The organism is Shewanella sp. DW31, from assembly GCF_015767295.1.
GTDB classification, from domain to species: domain Bacteria; phylum Pseudomonadota; class Gammaproteobacteria; order Enterobacterales; family Shewanellaceae; genus Shewanella; species Shewanella oncorhynchi.
This window is the reverse complement of the sequence record NZ_JADWMP020000001.1, coordinates 44,197-67,113: the sequence shown is the minus strand read 5'-3', so window position 1 is coordinate 67,113 and position 22,917 is coordinate 44,197. Positions and strand designations below refer to the sequence as shown.

General features: G+C 44.3%; 18 protein-coding genes. 13 read left to right on the top strand and 5 right to left on the bottom strand.

Features of this window, described 5'->3' with window-relative positions; translation table 11 throughout:
* Positions 1-524: 524 nt before the first annotated feature.
* Positions 525-4,469 carry a hypothetical protein gene (locus tag GWI56_RS00300; RefSeq protein WP_198571804.1) on the top strand — a complete coding sequence of 1,315 codons (3,945 nt, stop codon included), beginning with the start codon at positions 525-527 and terminating at the stop codon, positions 4,467-4,469.
* Between the two features lie 669 nt (positions 4,470-5,138).
* On the opposite strand, the gene GWI56_RS00295 is transcribed toward GWI56_RS00300, so the two are convergent.
* Positions 5,139-5,591 (bottom strand): hypothetical protein, encoded by a 453-nt coding sequence (locus GWI56_RS00295; RefSeq protein ID WP_028761683.1) that lies wholly within the window; start codon positions 5,589-5,591, stop codon positions 5,139-5,141.
* A 298-nt stretch (positions 5,592-5,889) separates the two neighbouring features.
* Entirely contained in the window at positions 5,890-6,813 is a 924-nt protein-coding gene (locus GWI56_RS00290; protein WP_198571803.1) for a LysR family transcriptional regulator, read from the bottom strand.
* A gap of 118 nt (positions 6,814-6,931) precedes the next feature.
* Here GWI56_RS00290 and GWI56_RS00285 point away from each other — a divergent pair, with 118 nt between their 5' ends.
* Together GWI56_RS00285 and GWI56_RS00280 are read left to right on the top strand one after the other, a co-directional pair.
* The gene (locus GWI56_RS00285) at positions 6,932-7,621 is read left to right on the top strand and encodes an SDR family oxidoreductase (protein ID WP_198571802.1); all 690 of its coding nucleotides are present in this window, start codon (positions 6,932-6,934) and stop codon (positions 7,619-7,621) included.
* 98 nt (positions 7,622-7,719) lie between these two features.
* Positions 7,720-8,907: an MFS transporter gene (locus GWI56_RS00280; RefSeq protein ID WP_198571801.1), complete on the top strand. Its 1,188-nt coding sequence runs from the start codon at positions 7,720-7,722 to the stop codon at positions 8,905-8,907.
* A 383-nt stretch (positions 8,908-9,290) separates the two neighbouring features.
* Here GWI56_RS00280 and GWI56_RS00275 read toward each other — a convergent pair whose 3' ends face one another.
* Entirely contained in the window at positions 9,291-10,337 is a 1,047-nt protein-coding gene (locus GWI56_RS00275; RefSeq protein ID WP_198571800.1) for a hypothetical protein, read from the bottom strand.
* A gap of 131 nt (positions 10,338-10,468) precedes the next feature.
* The gene (pyrC, locus tag GWI56_RS00270) at positions 10,469-11,500 is read right to left on the bottom strand and encodes a dihydroorotase (RefSeq protein ID WP_198571799.1); all 1,032 of its coding nucleotides are present in this window, start codon (positions 11,498-11,500) and stop codon (positions 10,469-10,471) included.
* Between the two features lie 375 nt (positions 11,501-11,875).
* Here pyrC and GWI56_RS00265 point away from each other — a divergent pair, with 375 nt between their 5' ends.
* The 10 genes from GWI56_RS00265 (at position 11,876) to GWI56_RS00220 (ending at position 22,150) form a co-directional block, all read left to right on the top strand.
* Complete coding sequence (locus GWI56_RS00265; protein ID WP_198571798.1) at positions 11,876-13,138, top strand: HlyD family efflux transporter periplasmic adaptor subunit; 1,263 nt, start codon at positions 11,876-11,878, stop codon at positions 13,136-13,138.
* Positions 13,139-13,247: 109 nt separating this feature from the next.
* A complete protein-coding gene (locus GWI56_RS00260; RefSeq protein ID WP_028761690.1) occupies positions 13,248-13,511 on the top strand; it encodes a hypothetical protein in 264 nt (87 codons plus the stop codon).
* Positions 13,512-13,610: 99 nt separating this feature from the next.
* Positions 13,611-14,360 carry an ABC transporter ATP-binding protein gene (locus GWI56_RS00255; RefSeq protein WP_028761691.1) on the top strand — a complete coding sequence of 250 codons (750 nt, stop codon included), beginning with the start codon at positions 13,611-13,613 and terminating at the stop codon, positions 14,358-14,360.
* A gap of 11 nt (positions 14,361-14,371) precedes the next feature.
* A complete protein-coding gene (locus tag GWI56_RS00250) occupies positions 14,372-15,682 on the top strand; it encodes an ABC transporter permease (RefSeq protein WP_198571797.1) in 1,311 nt (436 codons plus the stop codon).
* A gap of 10 nt (positions 15,683-15,692) precedes the next feature.
* Positions 15,693-16,892: an FtsX-like permease family protein gene (locus tag GWI56_RS00245; protein ID WP_028761693.1), complete on the top strand. Its 1,200-nt coding sequence runs from the start codon at positions 15,693-15,695 to the stop codon at positions 16,890-16,892.
* A gap of 123 nt (positions 16,893-17,015) precedes the next feature.
* Positions 17,016-18,494 (top strand): sigma-54 dependent transcriptional regulator, encoded by a 1,479-nt coding sequence (locus tag GWI56_RS00240; RefSeq protein ID WP_198571796.1) that lies wholly within the window; start codon positions 17,016-17,018, stop codon positions 18,492-18,494.
* A 46-nt stretch (positions 18,495-18,540) separates the two neighbouring features.
* Positions 18,541-20,229 carry an ATP-binding protein gene (locus GWI56_RS00235; RefSeq protein WP_198571795.1) on the top strand — a complete coding sequence of 563 codons (1,689 nt, stop codon included), beginning with the start codon at positions 18,541-18,543 and terminating at the stop codon, positions 20,227-20,229.
* Positions 20,230-20,527: 298 nt separating this feature from the next.
* Positions 20,528-20,938 (top strand): curli production assembly/transport protein CsgE, encoded by a 411-nt coding sequence (locus tag GWI56_RS00230; RefSeq protein WP_131523186.1) that lies wholly within the window; start codon positions 20,528-20,530, stop codon positions 20,936-20,938.
* Positions 20,939-20,948: 10 nt separating this feature from the next.
* Positions 20,949-21,344, top strand: a complete 396-nt coding sequence (locus tag GWI56_RS00225) for a curli assembly protein CsgF (RefSeq protein WP_106649655.1) — start codon at positions 20,949-20,951, stop codon at positions 21,342-21,344.
* Positions 21,344-22,150, top strand: coding sequence for a CsgG/HfaB family protein (locus GWI56_RS00220; protein WP_105251644.1), 807 nt, complete (start codon positions 21,344-21,346; stop codon positions 22,148-22,150). The genes GWI56_RS00225 and GWI56_RS00220 overlap by 1 nt, the downstream gene beginning before the upstream one ends.
* 156 nt (positions 22,151-22,306) lie before the next feature.
* Here GWI56_RS00220 and GWI56_RS00215 read toward each other — a convergent pair whose 3' ends face one another.
* Positions 22,307-22,912: a TetR/AcrR family transcriptional regulator gene (locus GWI56_RS00215; protein WP_198571794.1), complete on the bottom strand. Its 606-nt coding sequence runs from the start codon at positions 22,910-22,912 to the stop codon at positions 22,307-22,309.
* Positions 22,913-22,917 lie beyond the last annotated feature (5 nt).

The following is a 22,917-nucleotide window of genomic DNA, read 5'->3' as shown; positions in this document are numbered from 1 at the left end:
CGATAACTTGCGCCTCATGCGCACCAGTAAACGGGCCGAATTTTATGCGAAGACAAGCACTTCAGGAAGTAGCTGATACAAAAAAGGCCGCAATAGCGGCCTGTTAAGATCCAACATTTAACAATCAGCGATGGTACATAGCATTTATTTCGTGGGTGTCTTTTAGGGTAAATGTCTGACTGTTGGTTTTTACAGAAAAGTTATGCTGGCCTGTTCTTGTTGACTATCGATAGTCTTAATTCCGTATATCCATTAAGCACTATCATTCCAGTGACTCGCAGCAAGTCCGTCCCTGGATGCTCGAACGTGGCATCCATGCCACGGACGGTCACTTCCATGATAGTGCTTAATTTGGTTAACTCCTGTGTATGTCTGATAGCTGATTTTATAGAGGATTTATGACTATCTTTGGCTTTCATATTAACAGTTCAATGTTTGTATTTCGTACTGTCATCTCCAAATTAGTTTTGTTAGGCTGTTCAAATAGTTGGTAAAGATTAGTATTGAATAAGGTTTTTCCAAACATGGATAAAGGCATTGTTGAGCGGACTCTTTGGTATGAGCACAAAGATGGCCGTAAAGAACTTAAGGAAACTGAGCTAAGCAGTTTTATCGAGCCTTTAATTATATTGGGCGAAGCTGGAATGGGTAAGTCAGTTTTACTGGCTCGATTGGGCGAATTGTCAGGCTTTAAATATTGCACAGCAGGGCAGCTTATTCGTAGCCAAGATCCAGTAAAGCTTTTTGATGGTAATCAAGTTCTTGTTATAGATGCTTTAGATGAAGTTAGCTCTCAAAAAGAAGGGACTGCGGTTGATGCTGTTTTAAAAAAGCTTCAACAACTCAATTGTCCAGCTTTTATTTTGTCCTGCCGAGTTGCTGATTGGCAAAGTGCTACAGCAGTGGTATCGATTTTGGAGGATTATTCAAAGAAGCCAATAGAACTGCACTTAATGTCTTTCAGCGATAATGATATTCAGAGGTACTTATCTCTATCCTTGGGAGTTGAGAGAGCGGAAGTCGTTATTCAACATTTTAATTCTCGTGGTTTGAATCAGTTACTTGGCAATCCACAAACACTTGAACTCATTGGTAAAGTAGCTCAAGAACGTGAGTTGCCAAATAGCCGTAGTGAACTATTTGAGCGTGCGATTGATGTTTTGTGGTGTGAGCATAAAGACAGTAAAGCCCAATATCAGCTTGATAAAGAATCCATAATCCAAGCCGCAGGTGCCGCTTTTGCGGCTTTAATACTCACCGGAAATGAGGCTTTAACTCGTAAAGCTGCAGCTAATATTGGAGAAGGTGAGATATCATTTATTGAAATTGCCACATTACCTAATGCGAAAAATATTAAAGATGTCATTACCACAAGGTTATTTAAAAGTATTGGAGTAGATCGCTTTAGTTATCTACATCGTAGTATTGGTGAATACCTTGGCGCTAAATGGTTGGCTCAAAACTCAAATTCTGGAACGAACAAGAGACGGTTTTTTTCACTGTTCTATTCTGATGGATTAGTACCCGCAAGTTTGAGGGGGATTCATGCTTGGCTGGCGCAAGACCCCGCGCTTAAGCCTACTGTCATCAAAAATGATCCTATGGGGTTTATTGAATATGGCGATGCAGATGTACTGACAGTAAATGAGGCGAGTATCTTGCTTACGGCTTTGCAAGGATTAGCGATTGAGAATCCCCGATTTAGAGATTGGAAAAAATATTCGATAAGAGGATTAATTCAAGAACCACTCATCGAAGATTTAAGACAATTAATTATTTCAAAAAATACGATATTGGGGTTACGTTTGATATTGCTTGAAGCATTTAATGGTTGTGAAGTTAACGGTAGGTTAGTCGATGATTTAAAACGTATTATTTTAGACAAGACAGATACGTTTGCTATTAGAAGTAATGCTATAGAAGTACTTGTTAATAGTAAGGCCAAAGAAAATGTTATTACATTGCTGGATTCTCTTTTTATATGTAATGATGTAGATTCATTGCGTTTAGTCGCTGAGACATTAGAATACATTAATTATGAAAACGTAGAGGATAAGTTTATTGTCGATGTAGTTGTTGCTTATGCAGCAAAAGACCAATTAACAAAAAATTTGTTATATACCATAGAACGAAGTCTACCTGAGAGTAGGATTGGGGATTTTTTAGATCTACTGTCTAAATCACTTACAGAAATGGGAGAGTGGTACGAGCGAGGTGGTAATCACGATATTGCTGATTTAACTTATTTTATTATTGTTAGGGAAATTAAATCATCAAATAAAAAACCAAATGTTGATAGGTTTTTTTCTTGGTTAAGTCCACATCATGGCTCACTATGGTATAGTCAAAATAATGGAAATGAGCTAAATAAACTTATCAATGAAAATAGTGATTTTAAACTAGCCATACAAAAGTGGGTATTACTTGAGGCTCCTATTGATAAAAGTATTATAGGCAGAGGTTATAATCTAGCTAGTGCTTTATCTGCGCTAACCGTATCCGAAAAAGATCTAATTATTATTTTAAATACATTAGATGAACATGATCAACGCTGGAAAGAGTTGATTCAGCTTATTCATCATGACGGGAAAGTTGGAAGTCAGTTAAGACAAACAGCACAAAGGTTTGCTCGACATAAGCAAACAGATATCGAATGGCTATCTAGTTTAGCAGTAGCACTCGTGCCTGAGTGGAAAATTAAGGAAGAAGAAATACTGCGCAAAAATAGAGAAGAAACAACAGCAAGGTATGAAGCCCATAGGCATGAATATTCACTTCACATCAATAAAATGCGAACAGGAAATTATCAAGATATTATTAACCCTGCAAAGGCATATTTGAAATTATTCAACGATATTAGTCATGATACTCCAGCATACCAACGCATTGCTGAATGGCTGGGTGATGAATTAAGTCAAGCTGCCTTTGAGGGAGTTGAAGCATACTTAACTAAAAAACCTTTATTCCCATCAATTGATCAAATGCAACAAATTAGAAATGATGGACAGTTCTATGAGGCAGAGTACATTATTATTGTAGCTACTGCCGAACGTATCAGAAATGGCATAGGGATAGCAGATCTTTCAGATGAAGTAATATTCTCAGTATTTTCATCGTTGCGTCATCATTCTAATCTTGAGCAGCATGCAGGCATAAGTGATCTTCAACTTACTCAGTCAGTAGAACAAGAGATTGAACTGCGAGGATTGTGGGAAACTGCCATAAGACGTTTTTATGAACCACAACTTGCTATTGGTAAAAATACTATTTTGGGTTTTTATGAGCTAATGCATGATGATTCAAAAAAAGAGGTGAGTAGCCAATTAGCATTTGAATGGTTACAACGTTATAAATCACTTCCTGAAAATATTGAAAGTGAGTGCATTAAACGTCTGATTTACTCATCTAAATTCGAAGAGTTACGATCTTTACTTGTTGAGTACTTTAATGTTAGCGAGAAACATCATCGTTTAATTTGGAATGCGATTTGTTTTGTTGTGGATTTTGAAAGTATTACTGAAAAAGTCGGTAAAAAAATTTCCCCTGATTTTATTTGGCAGATTCGTGACTTAGTACAAGGTCACTACAGGCACAACGCATATTTAGAACTTAGTGTTGCTCAATGTGAATGGATAGTACAGACATTTAGATTGTTATGGCCAATGGAAACAGATCTTTATGAAGAAACTCGTGGTTCTAATAATGCTTGGGATGCTAGTCAATTTATTAATTCATTTATAGAGCGATTAGGGAAATCCTCCAATGAAGATGCTGTCTTGGTATTAAGGCGTTTGCGGCAAGCTCCAGAGGATAGTTATACCTCGTGGATAAAAGTGGTTGCAGCTGAGCAACAACGGCTTGTGGTTGAATCAAATTATGCGCCACCGACATTAGCATCAATTAAGGCTATTACTTGTAATATATCTCCACAATCAATAGCTGATCTTCAAGCTTTAATAATTGAAGAGTTAGAAATTGTTCAGGCAAAGATAAAAAGCGATGACATAGATAGTGGTCGCGTTTTTTATAACGATGACAATATTCCACACAATGAAGAACGCTGTAGCAGTTTGTTAATTGGGTTACTTCGTCAAGGCGCAGCAGGCGTTGAATATACGCCAGAGCAGCATGTATCGAATGATAAAGAAGTTGATATCTGTTGTTCTGTTGGCGGGCTTAGGCTTCCAATTGAAGTAAAAGGGCAATGGCATAGAGATTTATGGCATGCCGCAGATACTCAATTAGATAGGCTATATACGCAAGACTGGCGTGCAGAGCATCGCGGGATCTATTTAGTGCTTTGGTTTGGTAAGGGTCAGCTTGGCACTAAGAGGTTAAAGCCGCAAGGAAGGGGAAAAGCTATACCTAAAACAGCGGAAGAATTGCAAGAAATGCTCATGGCTAATTGTCTTGCTGCACAACAAGGGAGAGTGAAAATTGTTGTTTTAGATCTAGAAATCAATGGGTAAAGACATTTTCTATTTAGCTAGTAAAGAATAAGTTGGTCAGGCGTAACTCTTTTCAGATTAACAGCCAACACCAAAGCTAAGGTAATACACCTGTTCCCTGCGAGGTTGTTGAAATGCTGAGATAAAAATGCCGTGGTGACATCACGGATGATGGCGCAGGCTCGGGGCACATGGATGTGCCATCTGAACAGTTAGGCGATTTTTATTGGCGTATGAGACTGGTTACTAAGGGCTTTATGGTGACAGTGAGTCATTTAGCTACAGACTACTCAAGTGTTGACGAAATTAAGCACTTGCATGTAAGTGACCGTTGGCGGCATGGATGCCGCCGTTGAGCCCTCAGGGACGAGTTTATGGCGTGTCACTGGAATGTAAGTGATTAATTTTATGCATACAAAATAAAGAACTAATCACTCTCTTAAAGAGGGAGTTGCTGTTAATTCCCTCTTGGTTGGCTCTTGATTTAACATCATAGGTCAAGCTCACACGACTTTGACTTTTTTAAAATTATAAAATAACCAATCAATTGGTTGCAAAACTCCATATGGCTTGAATCAACTCATCATTAATCTCAAACACCATCACTTCAAAGAGATAATCTTTAATCTCACTAATGCGTTTGCCCAACAACGATGGCTCAGCACATTGTTGTTAGACATCTACTGAATGTTACTTCGCGGTAATTGAGCCTTGAGTTCCTGCATCAGTATCAATCCACGAGCTGTCTTTATTCATGCTTGCATCAGGATAAATGGTGAACTCCACCATGCCTTGTTTGAATTTGATTGCGCCATCACTATGGCTCGATTTTACGTGTTTACCATTAACCCAAACCTGATTTTTATCATCGATTTGAATGTTGGCAACCGTCGCGCCTGAGCTGGCGGTTGCAAGCCATTGTCGGGCATTGGGAATGATTACCTTAGCGTCATCTGCGGTTTGGGACATGGCGCTTGCCTTAGCATTTTCCTCTTTGGTTTTGTGGATATCGCAGCCTTGGGCTTCTGACATTTGGGTGCAGCCAGAGCGCTCGAGTAACTTGCGATATTCGTCGTTAATGGCGTAGCTATTTGCCGATATTAATAGTGCAATGCTTGCTGTGATGATGATTTTAGTGTTCATGAGTTCCCTCGTTAGTATCAAGTTGTTAATCGCTCATTGCTAGTTTGCAGTGTGAGCTGATGGTTAATTGTAGAGGGTGCTTAGCAATTTTCTATTGGGCAAAAGTACATTTAATTCTATGCCGGGTTTAGCCGTAATGACCTTACTGCTATTGCTGCTTACATTGCGGGGCATATGCCATGCGCTGTTTACACGTAATCCTTGCGAGGTGATGCGTTAAAATACAGTTGATCACATCGATAAAATACTTTGCGTCTATTGGTTGATGCAGTTGCCCCGTTTGATCGACGTTTAGCGATTAATGATCCAGCTGCTTTTCAAATTGTTCGAACAGAAAATCTAAGAATAATCGCAGTCGTTTGGGCTGATATTGGCGGCTGATGTATACCACGTTGAGGTCGGCACTTGAAACTGTGGTCGAGCTATTAAAGTTTTTCATGTAGCCATTTAATACTGTCACTAAGCGTTGCTGATTAATGTCATTTTGCACATCGAGCAGTGATTTTAACGCGATCCCCGCACCTTCTAATGCCCAGCAACGGATCACTTCACCATCATCAGAAAACCGTTTTGGGGTGACAGTGACTGAGTTGCGGCCTTCTTGGTCTTGAAAGTGCCAAGTTTTGAGCTCTTCATTACTGCGCAGCATAGCGAGGCAATCATGATGGTTGAGGTCTTGCGGTTTAACGGGAGTGCCTTTACGCGCAAGGTATTCTGGGGATGCGCACAGCACCCGTCGACTTGGTGCGAGCCGCCTTAAAATCAGATTGCTGTCAGTTAAATCACCGTAGCGAATAACGACATCTATGCCCGATTCGGCAATATTAGACAAATTATCATTGAGATACAGATAGGGAACGATATCGGGGTAGCGGTCGGTGAAGGCGGACAAAATCGGCAGTATATATTGTTTGCCTATATCTTTTGGCGCAGCAATTTTTAAGGTGCCTTTGACCTCTTTTACCCCATTCTGCAGCAAATTTTCGGTTTCTTTTACATTTTCGATAATCCCCAAGCATGCTTGGTGATACAGGGCCCCAGAGTCTGTGAGTGACAGATGTCGAGTACTTCGATTGAGCAGCTTAACCCCGTAGCGTTCTTCAAGTGCTTGTAAGCGCGCCGTGACGGTTGCTGGAGAAAGTCCGAGCTCGCGACCCGCCGCTGCCAACCCTTGATGTTTCACTATGCTGATAAACAGCGCCATATCTGAAAATTTATCCATTTTCACTTCTATTGTTTGTCTGGGCTGAATAATGAATTCATATATTAATCAATTATCAAAATATGTCGAATGAATATACTGGCTCTACTAACCAATCAGCAGTACAGAGAGTAGTCACATGAGCAGCCATATCAGTAATCAGATTAGCAATCAGAGCAATAGCGATAAAGCTGTGGTTGTCATCATCGGCGGAACATCAGGAATAGGGGCTGCGCTTGCTAGGCAGCTAACGGTAGACAACCAGATTGTCCATGTCGCCAGTCGTCAAACAGGCATAGATGTGGAGGACGAACAATCGGTAAATCGATTTTTTGAATCCATTGGTGCGTTCGATCACTTAGTGATCACCGCGGGTTCTTCTGCGCCAGCTGGCAAGGTCGTTGATGTCGATATTCAACAAGCTAAAGCGGCTTTTGACACTAAGTTTTGGGGTTCAATCAATGCTACAAAACAGGCGGTTCGTTACATTAAACAAGGTGGTTCTATCACACTAACCACTGGGATGCTGTCACGAAAAGTGGTCGCTAATACCTATGTTAAAAGCACAATGAACGCCGCCTTAGAAGCCTTTACTAAGGTGCTCGCTAAAGAGCTTGCCCCCATTAGAGTCAACGCCGTTAGCCCTGGATTAACAAGAACCGGGTCAATGCCTGCGCAAACGGCGATGTACGAACAAGCCAAAACCACATTGCCTGTGGCAAAAGTGGGTGAGCCGAGTGATATCGCTATGGCCTATTACCTTGCCATTAACAACAGCTTTATGACTGGCGCCATTATCGATGTTGATGGTGGCGCGCTGATTAACTAATGCGCTGAATAAATAGTGCTTTTACCCATTATTGCACCGAGCTGATAACACATCGCCGGTATGTTCCCTACACAAAATTTGAAATAAGCGAGATTACAATGAACAAGGAAAAAATGCCGTTACAAGTGTGGATACTAACGCTAGCAGCGTTTGCAATTGGCACCGCAGAGTTTGTGATTGCTGGTATCCTGCCACAAATTGCCACGTCTTTGTCTATTAGTGAAGGTCAGGCAGGGTATTTGATCAGCGCCTATGCATTGGCAATTGTGTTTGGTGGTCCCATCCTCACGATTTACTTGGCGCGGTTCAATAAAAAAACCGTACTGACCAGCTTAATGGTGCTGTTTATCTTGGGTAATTTGCTGTCGGCATTTGCCCCCAATTACACCTTGCTGATGATTAGCCGAGTGATTACTGGCTTAGTTCAAGGCCCATTTTATGGCATAGGTGCCGTAGTGGCGACCAGTTTGGTATCTGAAAAAATGGCCGGACGTGCTGTGGGTCAGATGTTTGCGGGTTTAACCTTAGCGAACGTATTGGGTGTACCAGGTGGCACTTGGATTGGCCTGCAATTTGGTTGGCAAACCACCTTTATCACAGTCGCGATATTGGGCGTTATCTCAATCGCGTCTATCTTCAAGTTTATTAATGCGACCGGCCATGGTGAAGCGAAAAATGTTTCGGCTCAGCTGCGAGCGTTTAAAAACCCTATGTTGTTGATTAGTCTTGCTATCACTGTATTTGCTTGGTCCGGTTTTATGACTGTTTACGGTTATATTGCGCCAATTGCGATGCACATTACGGGTTTTAGTGAACATGCAGTAACGTGGATTTTAGTTATCGTCGGCTTAGGTTTGATATTGGGTAACACTTTAGGTGGGCGTTCATCGGATAAAAACCTGCAGAAATCGTCGATGTTTTGGGCGATAGCTATGATAGTGTCGCTGCTACTGGTTGGTTTCGCGCTGGACAGCAAAGTGATGTTTGTGATTGCCGTTTTTGTCTTTGGTATCGCTTCGTTTGCTAATGTTCCTGCGATGCAGTTACGGGTAATGAATCACGGTGGTGAAGGCCAAGAGTTGGCAGCAACCGCTAATATTTCAGCCTTTAACCTAGCTAATGCATTCGGTGGATTCTTAGGGGGTATGGTGCTGGATAGTCAGATGGGCGCAGGCATGATCCCTTATGCAGCAGTGATTGTCCCAGTGCTTGGCTTAGTGTTTATTTCGATGGTAAACAAACGTGAGACACGTGCCGCGAATGCTGTAGCTGTGCCTAATATTTAAATGTGGTAGAAAGTCTGATTACTTCTGATATAGGCTGCCATTTATTTTAGCTAAAATGCTCAATGTAACTCATTGAGCATTTTGTATTTTAGGCTCAAATGTAGCTGACCTTTGTGATTCTGCAAGATTGATTCATCTATCGTCTATCTTGCTTAATTTATATTCGGACTAGACACACTTTTAAATTCCACTTAATAACTGGTCATGTTAAGCATCAGAAATATGCCAACTCCCGGCGAAGCTACTAATCAATACCTGTAACTTCGCTAGGGTGAGTGCTGTGTAGCAACGTTACGAACGAGAGTCAGGGATGGCGAACTGGCAGTTAGGCATCATCGCCATGACAGCTTTCTTTCCCTCTAATATTTTTTCAGTTAAGTACACTATTCTAATAGCTTAAGCTGTGTTTTTCCCCATTGGGTGGCATAGGGCATGGCTTCTTGCGGGCTGAGGACAAACTCTTGCTCGCATCCATCGCCGCGGGGCGTTTCCCAGAATTTGATCCCCTTTTGCTCAAGGGTGAGTTGGTAATATCCTGAGCCGTCTGATGTGGGGCATTCTGCGTCCGGTGCTTTGCCAGCAAACAATTTGTCCCTTAATGCAGGGGGTAAAGGATGACTCATACCCACGAGCATACTTTGTGGTTGCGTATCGGCGAGAAACCACTGCCACGGGTGGAAAGGTTTGCCGTCGGTAAGGGAGAAACTCACAAATTCTTGGCTGATACCATTGGCGCCATAACCTGCCGCCCAGCGATATAGGCGCACACTGAGCCAATGCTGATTAATAAAAATCGGTTCGGCAAAGGTTTCGTCAGTTACAAAACTGCCCATTTGTGCCAGCATTCTGCGGCGAGTGTCAAAGGTTTGTGCTAGTTGGACTTCATCGGTGAGCTTATGTTCAAGCCATTGATTAATTGCCAATATACCCGTTTGTGGGCCTTTAAATTCGATACCCACATCTGTGCCAAAAGTCAGCGGGCGATACTCAATATTTTCGTAGCTTTGCCATTTACCTCGGCTGAGTTTTGGCGTGGTTTCTAGCGGTAGATTGTAAGCATCGGCACCACAATCCTCGACCTTATCTGGGCTGATTTCTCGCTCAAGTTGCACTGGTAAAGATTTACTCGCGGTATCTTTAAACCAATGGCCGCTCAGTTTTTGTGGCGTGACACTATCAAACAGCCAATTTCCGGTATTGCCTTCTTCTTTCCACAGTTCATCTTGTTGCTCGAGTCTTATCGGCGTTAAGTAGCGTTGATAGTAATAACTGCCTGTTCCATATTGATTAAAACAAATTCTGACCTTGCTTTTACCTAACTGTCCCTGCCAGATCCCTGTGAGTTCATTGGCCGCAAAGGTCGGCAAAGAGATCGTGGCGGTCAGCAACAGGCTTGAAGATAAAACGGAGAATAACATCCTTGTGGGCATACTGATTTTCTCTTAAAAGGTGATAAGTAAGGGCCGTATTCTAAGCGCAGGATACTGACCGATTGTGGATTAAAAATCAAAATCTGATAAAAAAGTCGCCCGTAGGCGACTTGATGTTAAAGACTTAAGGCTTACTCAACTTGCCAATCAATGGCTTCTCCAGCACGAATTGGCACTACGTTAGTATCGCCAAGCGGGTAAGTTGTAGGGACATCCCATGACTTTTTGACCAGCGTGATGGTATCGGTATTGCGTGGCAGATGGTAAAAGTCTGGGCCGTTAAAGCTTGCGAACGCTTCGAGTTTATCCAGCGCATTGACCGACTCAAATGCTTCGGCGTACAGCTCAATGGCGGCATGAGCCGTGTAGGAACCCGCGCAGCCACAGGCCGCTTCTTTCTTATCCTTGGCGTGTGGCGCTGAATCTGTACCGAGGAAAAACTTCTTGCTGCCGCTTGCCGCTGCACCTAACAACGCCTGCTGGTGGGTGTTGCGTTTTAAAATCGGCAGGCAGTAAAAATGCGGACGAATACCGCCAGCCAGCATGTGGTTACGGTTATACAGCAAATGGTGGGCCGTGATAGTCGCGGCCACATTGTCTGAGGCTTGAGTGACAAAATCGACTGCATCTTTGGTGGTGATATGCTCAAGCACGATTTTAAGCGCTGGGAAATCGGCGACAATTTTACTGAGGATATTTTCAATAAAGACACGCTCGCGGTCGAAAATATCAATAGCTGAATCTGTGACTTCACCGTGGACTAAAAACAGCATACCGACTTCTTGCATGGCTTGGAGTACGGGATAGATGTTTTTAACATCGGTCACGCCGGAATCTGAGTTAGTCGTCGCGCCCGCTGGATAGAGTTTAGCGGCGACAATTTTACCCGAGGCTTTGGCCTTGCGGATTTCATCTGGGCTGGTTTTGTCGGTTAAATACAACACCATCAAAGGTTCGAATTGTGAGCCCGCGGGCACTTGCGCTTTAATGCGATCGTAATAGGCCAGTGCGGTTTCGGTATCGATAGCGGGGGGCACTAAGTTTGGCATCACGATGGCGCGGCCCATATAGCGGCTGATGTCGCGCACTGTATCTTTCAGCTGGGCGCCGTCTCTTAAATGAATATGCCAGTCGTCTGGGCGAGTGATTGTTATTGTAGTCATAGGGTTTGGTCTTTTGATCGTTTTTGCTGCGAGGGTGGCGGGATCTTATGTGGCAAGGATTTTACTGTAAAGGGAAACTCGGCTGTTTCGGCCAATAAATCTGTTAGGACATGTAATTGAAGCGCTTAGCCGCATGGCCCGTACTATGTCACTGTTTTTAGCATCGGACACTTTTGATTAATCTGCTGCGGACACTTTTCGATTTAAACTCCAGTGTCCGCGGACACTTTCATCTGCGATTTTTTGTTAAGGTTATGAAAGTAAATAATTTTACTTGTTTGGCATAGGCTTTGCTAACTCTAGGGTAGAGATTTCCAATAGTGTCCGTTGATACGTTCCGGCACTGATGATTCCAACAGGGAAGCGAGTAAAGCCATGATTAAAGATACTAGCGGCCAAGATACAGTACTTGTGCCATCGACCTCTAAACGTCTTAAGTTACCGCTGATCATTGGCGGTTGCGCCTTATTAGTCAGCGCCTTAGTGTGGGCAAGTTTAGGCTCTGATAGTGTTAGCAAATCCTTAAGCCGCAGCGACATCACTACCGCAAAACTCTTCGTTGGAACGTTAACCCGCGATGTGGCGACCACAGGTAAAATCGTGGCGGCCAATGCGCCTATTTTGTATAGCACTGAGGAAGGCACTGTGACCCTGCTCAGCAATCCTGGCGATACTGTTAATAAGGGCGATGTGGTCGCCAAACTCGATAGTCCAAGACTCACTAATCAGCTAGCGCAAGCCAAGTCCCTATTAGCGGGCATGGAGAGTGCATTAGAGCGCGCTAAGTTGGATGCAAGACGCGATCAATTACAAGCTTATCAAACCTTAGATATCGCAACGGTCGATCTTGAAGCGGCGGATAGGGAAAGCCGACGCGGAGAGGAGCTGATTCAAAGTCAGCTTATTGGCCAGATTGATTATGAAAAGGGCAAAGATGATTTACACAAAGCCAAGCTGAAGTTTAAGCATGCAGAGCAAGAAGTGGCGTTAACGAAAGATACGTTAACCTTTGAAATTAAAAATAAAGCCCTAGAAGTTGAGCGTCAAACTCTCGCGGTGCGTGAATTAGAACGTCAAGTCGATGCCTTGAATATTGTTGCACCTGTTAACGGCATTATCGGTAACTGGATTACCGAGCAGAAAACCCGTCTTAGCGCTAACCAACCGATTTTAACCGTCGTGGATTTAAGCGCCTATGAGGCTGAGTTAGCCGTGCCTGAGTCCTATGCGGACGATCTGGGTTTAGGCATGGAAGTCGAGTTGAGTTTTGGCAGTATTAAGTTAATGGGCAAGTTATCGTCAATTTCCCCTGAAGTGCGTAACCGTGAAGTGACCGCTAGGGTGCAATTTGACCAAAGCGACAGCCTAACACTGCGCCAGAATCAACGCATCTCGGCCCGAGTGTTATTAGAGCACAGACCCAATGTTCTTATGGTAAAACGCGGCGCCTTTATGACCAGCGGTGGAGGTAATGTGGCTTATCAAATCGAGGGCGATTTAGCCAGTCGTCGTGAGGTTAAGCTCGGCAGTACTAGCCTGAGCCAAGTCGAAGTGCTTGATGGTGGCAAAGCCGGAGATGAGTGGGTTATTTCAAGTGTCGACCCCTTTAATCACGCCGAACAGGTCAGAATTCATTGATGACCGATATTCGTAAATTATTAAACAACCAATCTGATGAATTTAACAGCGCAGTGATCAAGGTGAATGACGAAACCTGCTGCGACATGGATAAGAATAGGAGCCGGATATGCGTGATAAACAATTTGATATCAGCGTGTTGATGTCATCCAAAATGTTTGGAGTACTAGCCTTATTATTACTGGTGGTTGCGGTGGAACTAAGTATCGGTGAGGCCAATAGCTGGTTTTTCCTCGGACTCAATTTGTTGGAATGGAGCAATCCTTTGGATGAGTTTCGCCAAGTGGGTGAGGTTTCTACCGAAACTGCCAACCTTATGCTGGGCGCTTTTATGTGGTTTTTAGAGTGTGTCGTTGAGCCATTCTTTGGCTGATAAAGGTGTGCTGATTACGGTCGTATATGAGTCGATGCCTAAGGTGTAGACGCAGAGTCTAGGCGCAAAAATAGATTTGATTATTTAAAGGAAATTAACATGTTATCAATGAAGAATGTGAGCAAGGTTTTTAAAACGGATTTAGTAGAAACCCACGCCCTGCGCGATTTTAACCTCGAGGTGAACGAAGGCGAATTTGTCGCAGTCACTGGTCCTTCTGGCTCGGGTAAAACCACCTTTTTAAATATTGCAGGTTTACTCGAAGGTTTTACTCACGGCGACTATTTTCTCGATGGGATTAACGTGTCTAACTTGAGCGATAACAAGAGCGCCACTATCCGAAATGAGAAAATTGGCTTTATTTTCCAAGGTTTTAACTTAATTCCCGATCTTAACTTAGCTGAGAATATTGAAGTGCCGCTGCGCTATCGTGGTTTTAATGCCAAGGAGCGTCAACGTCGTGTACAAGAGGCATTAGAGCAAGTGGGCTTAGCTTCACGGCTTAAACATTTACCTACTCAGTTGTCGGGTGGACAACAACAAAGGGTGGCGATTGCTCGTGCTTTGGCGGGGGAGCCACGCTTCCTACTCGCCGACGAACCTACGGGAAACCTCGACAGCCTAATGGCACGTCAAGTGATGGAACTACTCGAAAATATCAATCAAGCGGGCACAACCATTATCATGGTGACGCACGATCCTGAACTCGCTCGCCGCGCCCAACGCAACATTCAAATTGTTGATGGTCAAGTGTGTGACTTTACTATGTATCATCAAGGTCATCGCCATGTCAGTGACATCACTGCTGCGACTGATATCGACAAACTTGTCGCCAACGCCGACCGTTAAGGATATGCATTATGTTCTTTTATTATGTTGATTTAGCTTGGCGCAGCATTAAGAAAACCCCAGTGCTGTCGCTGTTGATGGTGTTGGCGATTTCGATTGGTATTGGTATCACGATTACTACGTTAAACGTGTACAAGATGATGTCATTTAATCCTGCGGGTGAACGCTCTGATGAGTTAAATGCGGTACAGCTTTGGAGCCAAGGCCCTGATTCTTGGGATGAGTTAAACTCGTTAGTGACTTATCAAGACGCGATGAATCTGCGCAACAATACCTTACCTAAACGCCAAGCTGCGATGTTTCGCACTGGGATGGCAGTGCAAACGGAGGATGCCAATTTTGCGCCTATTTTAGAAAGCATTCGGGTGACGGACAGTGACTTTTTTAAGCTGTTTGACGTGCCATTTTTGTACGGTAATGCGTGGGATAAATCCGTCGACACTGAACCTGCTTATCAAGTGGTGATTAACGATAAACTCAATCAAAAATTGTTTGCGGGTCAAAACAGTGTTGGCAAGGTTATCTATCTTAATCGTAAACCTTATCAAGTGGTTGGGGTGATTGATGCTTGGGATCCTAAGCCTAAATATTATGATCCCACTAACGGTGCCTTTAACGACACGGAACAAATTTTTGTGCCGTTTTCGCTGACGCCTATCGAAGAGTTTGATATATGGGGTAACACGTCAGGTTGGAAGTTTGAGACGATGAATAGTTACAGCGATCGCCTTAACTCTGAAAAAGTGTGGTTGCTGTATTGGGTTGAGTTGCCAAATAAAGACGCAGTAGCCAGTTACCGTTCTTGGCTCAGCAATTATGTGGCGGAGCAAAAAGCCCTGGGCCGTTTTACGGATAATAAATCAGCCGCTGACTCAGTCAAAGTATCCGATGTGGCAACTTGGCTTGAATACAATCATGTGGTGCCCGAAGACAATAAAATCTTGGTTGGCTTGAGTGCGCTGTTTTTAAGTGTTTGTTTAGTCAATATATTAGGTTTAATGCTGACAAAGTTCCTCAAGCGAGCCCCCGAGGTGGGTGTACGCCGCGCTATTGGTGCTAGCCGTGGTCAAATCTTCGCTCAATATATGGTGGAAGTGGGCATGATTGGCTTATTCGGTGGTTTGCTTGGACTGGCTTGGGCCTACGCTTCGCTTTATGGGTTATCGGCCCAGTTTGAGGTCGCGAAGGGCTTAACCCATTTATCGGCGAGTATGTGGATTATCACCCCAAGTATTGCGGTAGGCACAGCCTTGTTGGCTGGCTTGTATCCCGCATGGGTGGTGTGTCGCACTAAACCTAGCGTTTATCTTAAAAGCCAGTAAGGGACTCATTATGTTGCATATTAAACCTATTCTCAGCAGTTTATTGCGCAGTAAAAGCGGTCCAGTCTTACTGCTTATTCAGATTATCTTGTCTGTGGCGATTGTGGCGAATGCGAGCTTTATTATTCAAGAGCGTTTAGCCCTGATGCAGCGTGATTCGGGGATTAAAGAGTCAGAAGTCTTGACCTTTAGCTTGTTCAACTTCGATCCATTGATTGATAAAACCGCGCAAAACAAAATTGATCAGCAAATTTTGCGGGGGCTGCCCAATGTGATTGATGCGACCTCAACCAATATGTTGCCGTTAAGCGGTGGCGGCTGGTCGAGCACGTTAAATCTGGGCCCCGACCCAGATAGCGCTAAATCGACACCGCAATTTGCCATGTATTTAGGGACAGATCACACCATTGAGACCTTAGGAATTAAGCTGATTGAGGGGCGTAACTTTTACCCCCATGAACTTAAGGATAACCTCGATAGCCCTAGCCGATTAGCGATCATCTCCAGTGTGTTAGCCAAAGCCATTTGGCCTGATGAATCAGCACTTGGCAAAGTGTTGTACGAGGGCAAGGATGCACAGATCACTGTGATTGGCGTAGTCGAAAAACTACAAGGCGCGTGGATCGACAGTTCTAGCCTTGAAAATAGTGTGATTCAAAATGTGGATTATGGCAGCAGTTCTTACATGGTACGGGCCAAACCTGAGTTTCACGCCGAGCTTAAAGACGCGATAAAAAAAGCGCTGCTGGCCGAGAATCCAAACCGAGTGCTCGATGGCTTTAAGTCAATCGAGGCCTTAAAAGATAGTTCATATCGCGATCATAAATTGATGATTACTGTGTTAACTATGATGGTGGTGTTGTTATTGCTTATCACCTCGCTCGGTTTAACGGGCATGGTGATGTTTAATATCCAGCGCCGCACTAAGCAGATAGGTACCCGCCGCGCATTGGGTGCTAAAAAGCGCGATATTATCAGTTACTTCCTCGTGGAGAATTATTTGATTTGCTTAGCGGGAGGCGTGCTTGGCGGCTTGTTAGCGATACAGTTAGGCCAACAGTTAATGAAAATCTATAGCTTGCCTATGTTGGACTTAAGCTACCCACTAATTACTGTGGCAGGTTTGTTTATTGTCACCACGTTAGCGGTTTACTTACCAGCGCGTAAGGCGGCAAATATTTCGCCAGCAACCGCAACTCGCAGCGTATAGCGGAATATTTGATGTCACTCAAGGTACGATAAAAGCTCGACAAAAGTGCGATAACAATAGGATGTTATTGCACTTTTTGTTACTTTACGGTTAACAGTTTTACTTAGGACAACACTCACACTTATGGATACTATCCTTATCGTCGATGACAATCATGCCATCTGCCAAGCCCTAGGTTTGATGCTAGAACTCAATGATTATCGGGTGCTGATTTGTCACAGCCCAGAGGACGCCCTTGGGTTATTGACGACGCAAGATGTGGATTTAGTGATTCAAGATATGAACTTTACTCGGGATACCACGTCGGGCGAGGAAGGCAAGCAGCTGTTTTACGCCCTGCGTGAATGCCAAGGCGATCTGCCGATTATTTTGATGACGGCATGGACCCAACTCGAAACCGCAGTTGAATTAGTCAAAGCGGGCGCTGCCGATTATATGGGCAAACCTTGGGATGACGCTAAGCTACTCAATAGCATCACTAATCTGATTGCGCTTTATAAACTCTCCCGTGCTAACCACCGCTTGGAGCGGGTGAATCATCAACGCCAAGTGGCGATCGCCGATGCGGATCTCTGCGGTATTGTCTTTGGTAGCGGTGCTATGCAGCGTTGTATTGACTTAGCCTTGCAACTGGCGCGCTCCGATGTGTCGGTCTTGATCACTGGCCCCAATGGCGCTGGTAAAGACAAGCTTGCCGATATTCTCCACGCCAATTCACCCTTAAAAAACAAACCTTTTATTAAGGTTAATGTCGGCGCCTTGCCGATGGATTTATTAGAGGCCGAGCTGTTTGGTGCCGAGGCGGGCGCTTTTACTGGCGCGACTAAAGCGCGTATTGGCCGTTTCGAAGCGGCAGACGGCGGCACGCTGTTTTTAGATGAAATTGGCAATTTACCTTTGTCTGGGCAAGTGAAATTATTGCGGGTGCTACAAACCGGCGAATTTGAACGCTTAGGTAGCCATAAAACCCAGAAAGTAAAAGTGCGGGTGATCAGTGCGACCAATGCGGATCTGGCCCAAGATATCGCTGAAGGGCGATTCCGTGAGGATTTGTTTTACCGCTTAAACGTGATTGAACTGGCATTGCCACCGCTCAATCAACGCATCGATGATATTTTACCTTTAGTACAGCATTTTATCGGCAGCGATTTTAGCTTGAGTAAACCCGCGTTGCAGGCGTTATTACAGCACCGCTGGCCGGGAAATGTGCGCGAGCTTGAAAATGCCTGTAAGCGAGCGGTATTGTTGGCGCAAAGCCATGTGCTGGCTGAGGCTGACTTTGGTTTGGCACCTGTTGCGAGTGTCATCAAATCTGCTTCCAGTGTTTCGGCTGTATCTGAGTCGCGGCTATCTGGCTTGAGACACTCTGATCCTCTACCTGTTTATTCGCCCGCTTCCATCCCCGTAAATACCGCATTTTATCATGAGTCTGTTCGTGCCCAAGTGTCAGATACCAATGAGGCGATAGACGTGAGCCGAGAAGATATCGAAGCGGCGCTAAAACAGCATCATGGCGTAATTGCTCGGGTGGCAAAAGCGCTTGGACTCAGTCGCCAAGCGCTGTATCGGCGGATGGACAAGTTTGGTTTAGATAAGTCATAGGCTAAGTGCAGATGCTAGGGTAAAGGCTATCGATTAAGGAATCTGAGTGTTAATTCGAACTAAAATTATCATTTTTTCAATGGCTTGCTGCGCCTTTGGCGTCTTGCTGAGTTTTGCTTTGGTGAAGTATATCTCGCCCTATGCCTCGTCTGTTGCCACGTCTAACACGATTGAAATCCCTGATGTGAATGTGCAACTGGATTTTGCGGAGCTTGAGAAAACGGTCGCCTCCATCGAACTCGCCCTTAACAATAGTGAGCAATTGCAGGAGGCTGCGGCGATGCAAGCGCACCAGAGGGCCGAGCAGATTAAAGCCGAGCTGCAAAAGCTTGAACAACTTAAACAAGAGCAGTTACAAATAAAACTCTTCAAGTTAGAACAACTTAAAGAAGGGCTGTTTAATTCTATTCCTCATGTGGTTGAGCCTTTACGTATAGAACCGCTATCCATTTTACCGCCCAAAGCACCTGTATCTCCTGCGATATCCGCTGATATAGCTAAGGGAGAGCGTGTCTCGAGTTTGACCTTAGGTGAAGGTTTGATCGTGTTGCTTCTCGCTTGTGCTGTCTGTGGTTTAGGTATTGCTTGGTTGACTCGACATCTCGGCCGCAGTTTAGATTCCCTTGAAGTCGGCTTGCTAAATTTTAGTGATAATGACTTTAGTGTGAGTATTCCTGAACATGGCGAAGGTCAGCTCAAAACCTTAGCGCAGTTATTTAACCATTCGGCGGCAAAATTGCGCCAAGAAAGGCAGTACATTTACCAGCGGGAGTTATTACTGGATAAGGTGATTCAAAGTTCTCCCAATGTGATGTTGTTACTGGACGATCATCAGCGGCTCATTTACGCCAATGATGCGGCGCGTCACCTATTCCATAAAAAGGGCAGAATGGAAGGCTTGAGCTTAGATGAATTGCTGGTGGATTTGCCCGAAGTATTGGCCTTAGCGCTTAAACATGAAAAGAACGGACTCTTCGCCATGGGTGAAGATGATGTGGAAACTTGGTATTTAAGTCGTGGTCATTTTTTATTGAATAACCAACAGCATAACTTGATTTTGCTCAAGCAGATGACCCGCGAGCTCAATCGTCAAGAGGTGGCAGTATGGAAAAAAGTCATCCGCATTATTAGCCATGAACTCAATAACTCAGTCGCGCCCATCGCCTCTATGGTGAACTCCGGCCGACTGCTCACCAAAGATATTGATAATCCGAAGTTAACTTTGATTTTCGATACTATCGAGAATCGCACCAGTCATCTAAGCCAGTTTATCTTCAACTATGCCCGTTTTGCTAAGTTGCCGCTCCCGCAACGGCGTCAGGTGAATTGGACGCAATTTACTGCCCAGTTAACTCAGCATTATCCCTTTAAACTTACTCATGAGTTACCTGAGGTCGATGGCTATTTCGACCAAGGACAGATGGAGCAAGTGCTCCTCAATTTACTTAAAAACGCCCATGAATCTGGCTCAAACCCCGAGGATGTCACTCTATCGATTCGGTATCAAACCTTAGTGGATGGTGGAGGTTTTAGTATTGTGATTGAGGATCGCGGCGCAGGTATGTCTGGTGAAGTATTAGAGCAGGCGCTACTGCCGTTTTACTCAACAAAACAATCGGGTACAGGCTTAGGTTTACCTTTGTGCCGTGAAATTATCGAAGCCCATGATGGCAGTATTAGCATGCATAATCGCAGTGACGGTGGCCTGTTGGTTCGACTATGGTTGCCACAATAATGCTAGCGTTTTGAATCAACACCGTAATGCGACTCTTAAGTCGCATTTTTATTGCTTATCTTATCCGCTTGTTTAAAGCATAACTCCTATCCTCAACTGCCTCTTGGCGTATTAGCCAAATGGGCTATTTTTGCCTTTTTACCTTAGCTCTTCGGGCTAATTTGCCCCCCAGCGTAATGACGGGAGATCTTTAACCCTGTTAACCTGTTTTATCGAAAATTTGCGTTAAAACTCACCTTGTTCTAACAGAGGTTAGCGCGGTTTTTAAGGTTCGATTAAAAAGGTTAAGGAGGGATAAGTGAAACAGTTAAAACAGCGTCTGCTTACTTACGTTTTATGTCCATTCCTGCTGCTGGCTTCCCCTATCACTATTGCCGATAACGACATTGAAATTAGTGGCTTAGTAATAGATAGAACCTTGACTCGGTTTGGTAAGGACTTTGGCTTTTACTACTCAAGCTATTGGCGCGAACTGCCCTTTACCCAAGGCTTTAACGTCACTCTGTATGAGACAGTGTTTCCACAGGCTGGAACCGTTTTAACCTTAGAGGTAAACGGGACTCGGATTTACACCACCCATTTTGGTCGTCGTGCAAATCCGATTAAAGAGAGCGCAGAGCAGGCGATTTTGCTTACGATTGATTATTTAGCGCAAGTCAGAGCCAATGCAATAACAGGTGATTTTTCAGGAACATCGGACGACTTTTAGGATAATAATAATGACATACAGGACGTTACTTGCTCTTGTCACGCTATGTGTGGCAAGCAGTGGCCAAGCCACTGAATTGATTTATACGCCAGTGAATCCCAGTTTTGGCGGCAATCCACAAAATGGGGCTTTTCTATTAAATAAAGCCCAAGCCCAGAATGACAATAAATCTACCTCGACCGAGAAGGACTTTGTCACCCGTTTTAAAGAATCCCTAGAACGTAATATCATTAACTCAATCACCCGCGGTGTTGCTGATGGTGAAATTACCGATGGTGTTTACGATACCGGTGATTTTCGGATTGAAGTGGCTTCTACGGGAAATGGCGTGATGCTAACTATTACTAATACTGAAACCGGTGAAGTCACTGTGATTGAAATGCCGACATTCGGAGGAGTCAACTAATGGCCCGTCTAGTGTTAGTGAGTTTATTACTGCTAAGTGTGTCGGCCTGTAGCCTGATCTCCAAACCCGATTTAAATATCACGGCTGCCGAGGTGAACCCCTTGAGTGAGGTGATGCGTGGGCTGCAAACTCAACCAGGACCTAAGTTTCCTATCCCTGTGGCCGTGTATTCCTTTCGAGATCAAACTGGCCAATATAAGCCGCAGGCTAACGTGAGTTCGTTTTCGACCGCGGTAACTCAGGGCGCAACATCGATGTTGATGCAGACTTTGCTCGACTCTAAATGGTTTACACCCGTTGAGCGTGAAGGGCTACAAAATTTGCTTACCGAGCGTAAGATCAGCAACAAGCAGAGCGGTACTAAGGGCGATGAAGTGCCCGTATTATCCACCGCCAGATTGTTACTCGAAGGTGGGGTGATTAGTTATGAGACCAACACTAGCACAGGCGGTAGCGGTGTCGAATACTACGGCATTGGCGCCTCTGAAATGTACCGTGAAGATCTGGTGACCATTTATCTACGCGCCGTGGATGTACACACAGGTAAGGTCATGATGTCGGTCTCAACCAGCAAACGTGTTTTATCCCAAGAAATGCGTGCGGGCTTATTCCGTTACACGAGTTTAAATCGACTCGCTGAGGCTGAAGTCGGTTTTACTACCAATGAGCCAGTGCAATTTTGCGTATTACAAGCCATTGAATTGGCGGTCGCTGAGCTGATTGATAAGGGTATCAAACAAGGTTACTGGAGCCCAACTCAAGTGGCGCAGCCAGCAGAAAAAGCCCAGGAGTTGAGTCAGGGCTAGGTGCCTGAAAGCCGGTATTAGATGCTAGAGCAAAGCAGACTTCTGCTTTAGCACTTAGTCGCGATAGCAAAAAAGAAAACCGAGCCAGTTAAGCTGACTCGGTTTTTTATTGCAGTTATTGCAGTTATTGCAGCAGTCAGTTGATATTTGGCTATTTTAGTCCGCTTGCATGGCCTTCCAAAACAGTTCAAAACTGGCATCGCGGTATGTTCTATCAGTCCCCAAGTGCGGATTATCGATAAAGAATCGGGTTGCTGCTAGATATTGGCCGTGGCAGTTTTCTAGCATCAATTCCACTGGATAATGGGCGATTAGCCCCATCATTTGTCCCTGCTTAATGAGTTCGCTAATAAAGCCTAAGATGCTATTCATGGCTTGATCGCGCACCTTAGCAGCAATCATGGGCGACATTGAATATTGCTGAAAAAACAGTTGTTTGACAGGGTTATCCAGCGACCAATCTATCGCACTTTGCCATAGTTGTAGGGCATTGTGTTTAAGATCGCTGCCCTTATGGGTGTTTAATAGTAAGGCATCGGCAAATTCTTGTTTTATGGTAAGAAACAAAGATTCCATCAAGGCTTCCTTAGAAGGAAAGTGATGGAACAAGGTGCCCGTTGCTACGCCTGCTTGTTTTGCAATCGAGGCGGTAGACGTGCCATGAAATCCTTGGCTGACAAAGAGCGCTAAGGCAGTATCGAGAATAGCTTGGCGTTTATCTGTCATGGTTTTAATGGGTTGTGTTGTTGATGGTTTATTCAAGATTT

What these genes read in the sequence shown, in the direction of transcription:
- GWI56_RS00300 (WP_198571804.1), top strand. Translation starts at nt 525, where the DNA reads ATGGATAAAGGCATTGTTGAGCGGACTCTTTGGTATGAGCACAAAGAT.
- GWI56_RS00295 (WP_028761683.1), bottom strand. Translation starts at nt 5,591, where the DNA reads ATGAACACTAAAATCATCATCACAGCAAGCATTGCACTATTAATATCG.
- GWI56_RS00290 (WP_198571803.1), bottom strand. Translation starts at nt 6,813, where the DNA reads ATGGATAAATTTTCAGATATGGCGCTGTTTATCAGCATAGTGAAACAT.
- GWI56_RS00285 (WP_198571802.1), top strand. Translation starts at nt 6,932, where the DNA reads ATGAGCAGCCATATCAGTAATCAGATTAGCAATCAGAGCAATAGCGAT.
- GWI56_RS00280 (WP_198571801.1), top strand. Translation starts at nt 7,720, where the DNA reads ATGAACAAGGAAAAAATGCCGTTACAAGTGTGGATACTAACGCTAGCA.
- GWI56_RS00275 (WP_198571800.1), bottom strand. Translation starts at nt 10,337, where the DNA reads ATGCCCACAAGGATGTTATTCTCCGTTTTATCTTCAAGCCTGTTGCTG.
- pyrC (WP_198571799.1), bottom strand. Translation starts at nt 11,500, where the DNA reads ATGACTACAATAACAATCACTCGCCCAGACGACTGGCATATTCATTTA.
- GWI56_RS00265 (WP_198571798.1), top strand. Translation starts at nt 11,876, where the DNA reads ATGATTAAAGATACTAGCGGCCAAGATACAGTACTTGTGCCATCGACC.
- GWI56_RS00260 (WP_028761690.1), top strand. Translation starts at nt 13,248, where the DNA reads ATGCGTGATAAACAATTTGATATCAGCGTGTTGATGTCATCCAAAATG.
- GWI56_RS00255 (WP_028761691.1), top strand. Translation starts at nt 13,611, where the DNA reads ATGTTATCAATGAAGAATGTGAGCAAGGTTTTTAAAACGGATTTAGTA.
- GWI56_RS00250 (WP_198571797.1), top strand. Translation starts at nt 14,372, where the DNA reads ATGTTCTTTTATTATGTTGATTTAGCTTGGCGCAGCATTAAGAAAACC.
- GWI56_RS00245 (WP_028761693.1), top strand. Translation starts at nt 15,693, where the DNA reads ATGTTGCATATTAAACCTATTCTCAGCAGTTTATTGCGCAGTAAAAGC.
- GWI56_RS00240 (WP_198571796.1), top strand. Translation starts at nt 17,016, where the DNA reads ATGGATACTATCCTTATCGTCGATGACAATCATGCCATCTGCCAAGCC.
- GWI56_RS00225 (WP_106649655.1), top strand. Translation starts at nt 20,949, where the DNA reads ATGACATACAGGACGTTACTTGCTCTTGTCACGCTATGTGTGGCAAGC.
- GWI56_RS00220 (WP_105251644.1), top strand. Translation starts at nt 21,344, where the DNA reads ATGGCCCGTCTAGTGTTAGTGAGTTTATTACTGCTAAGTGTGTCGGCC.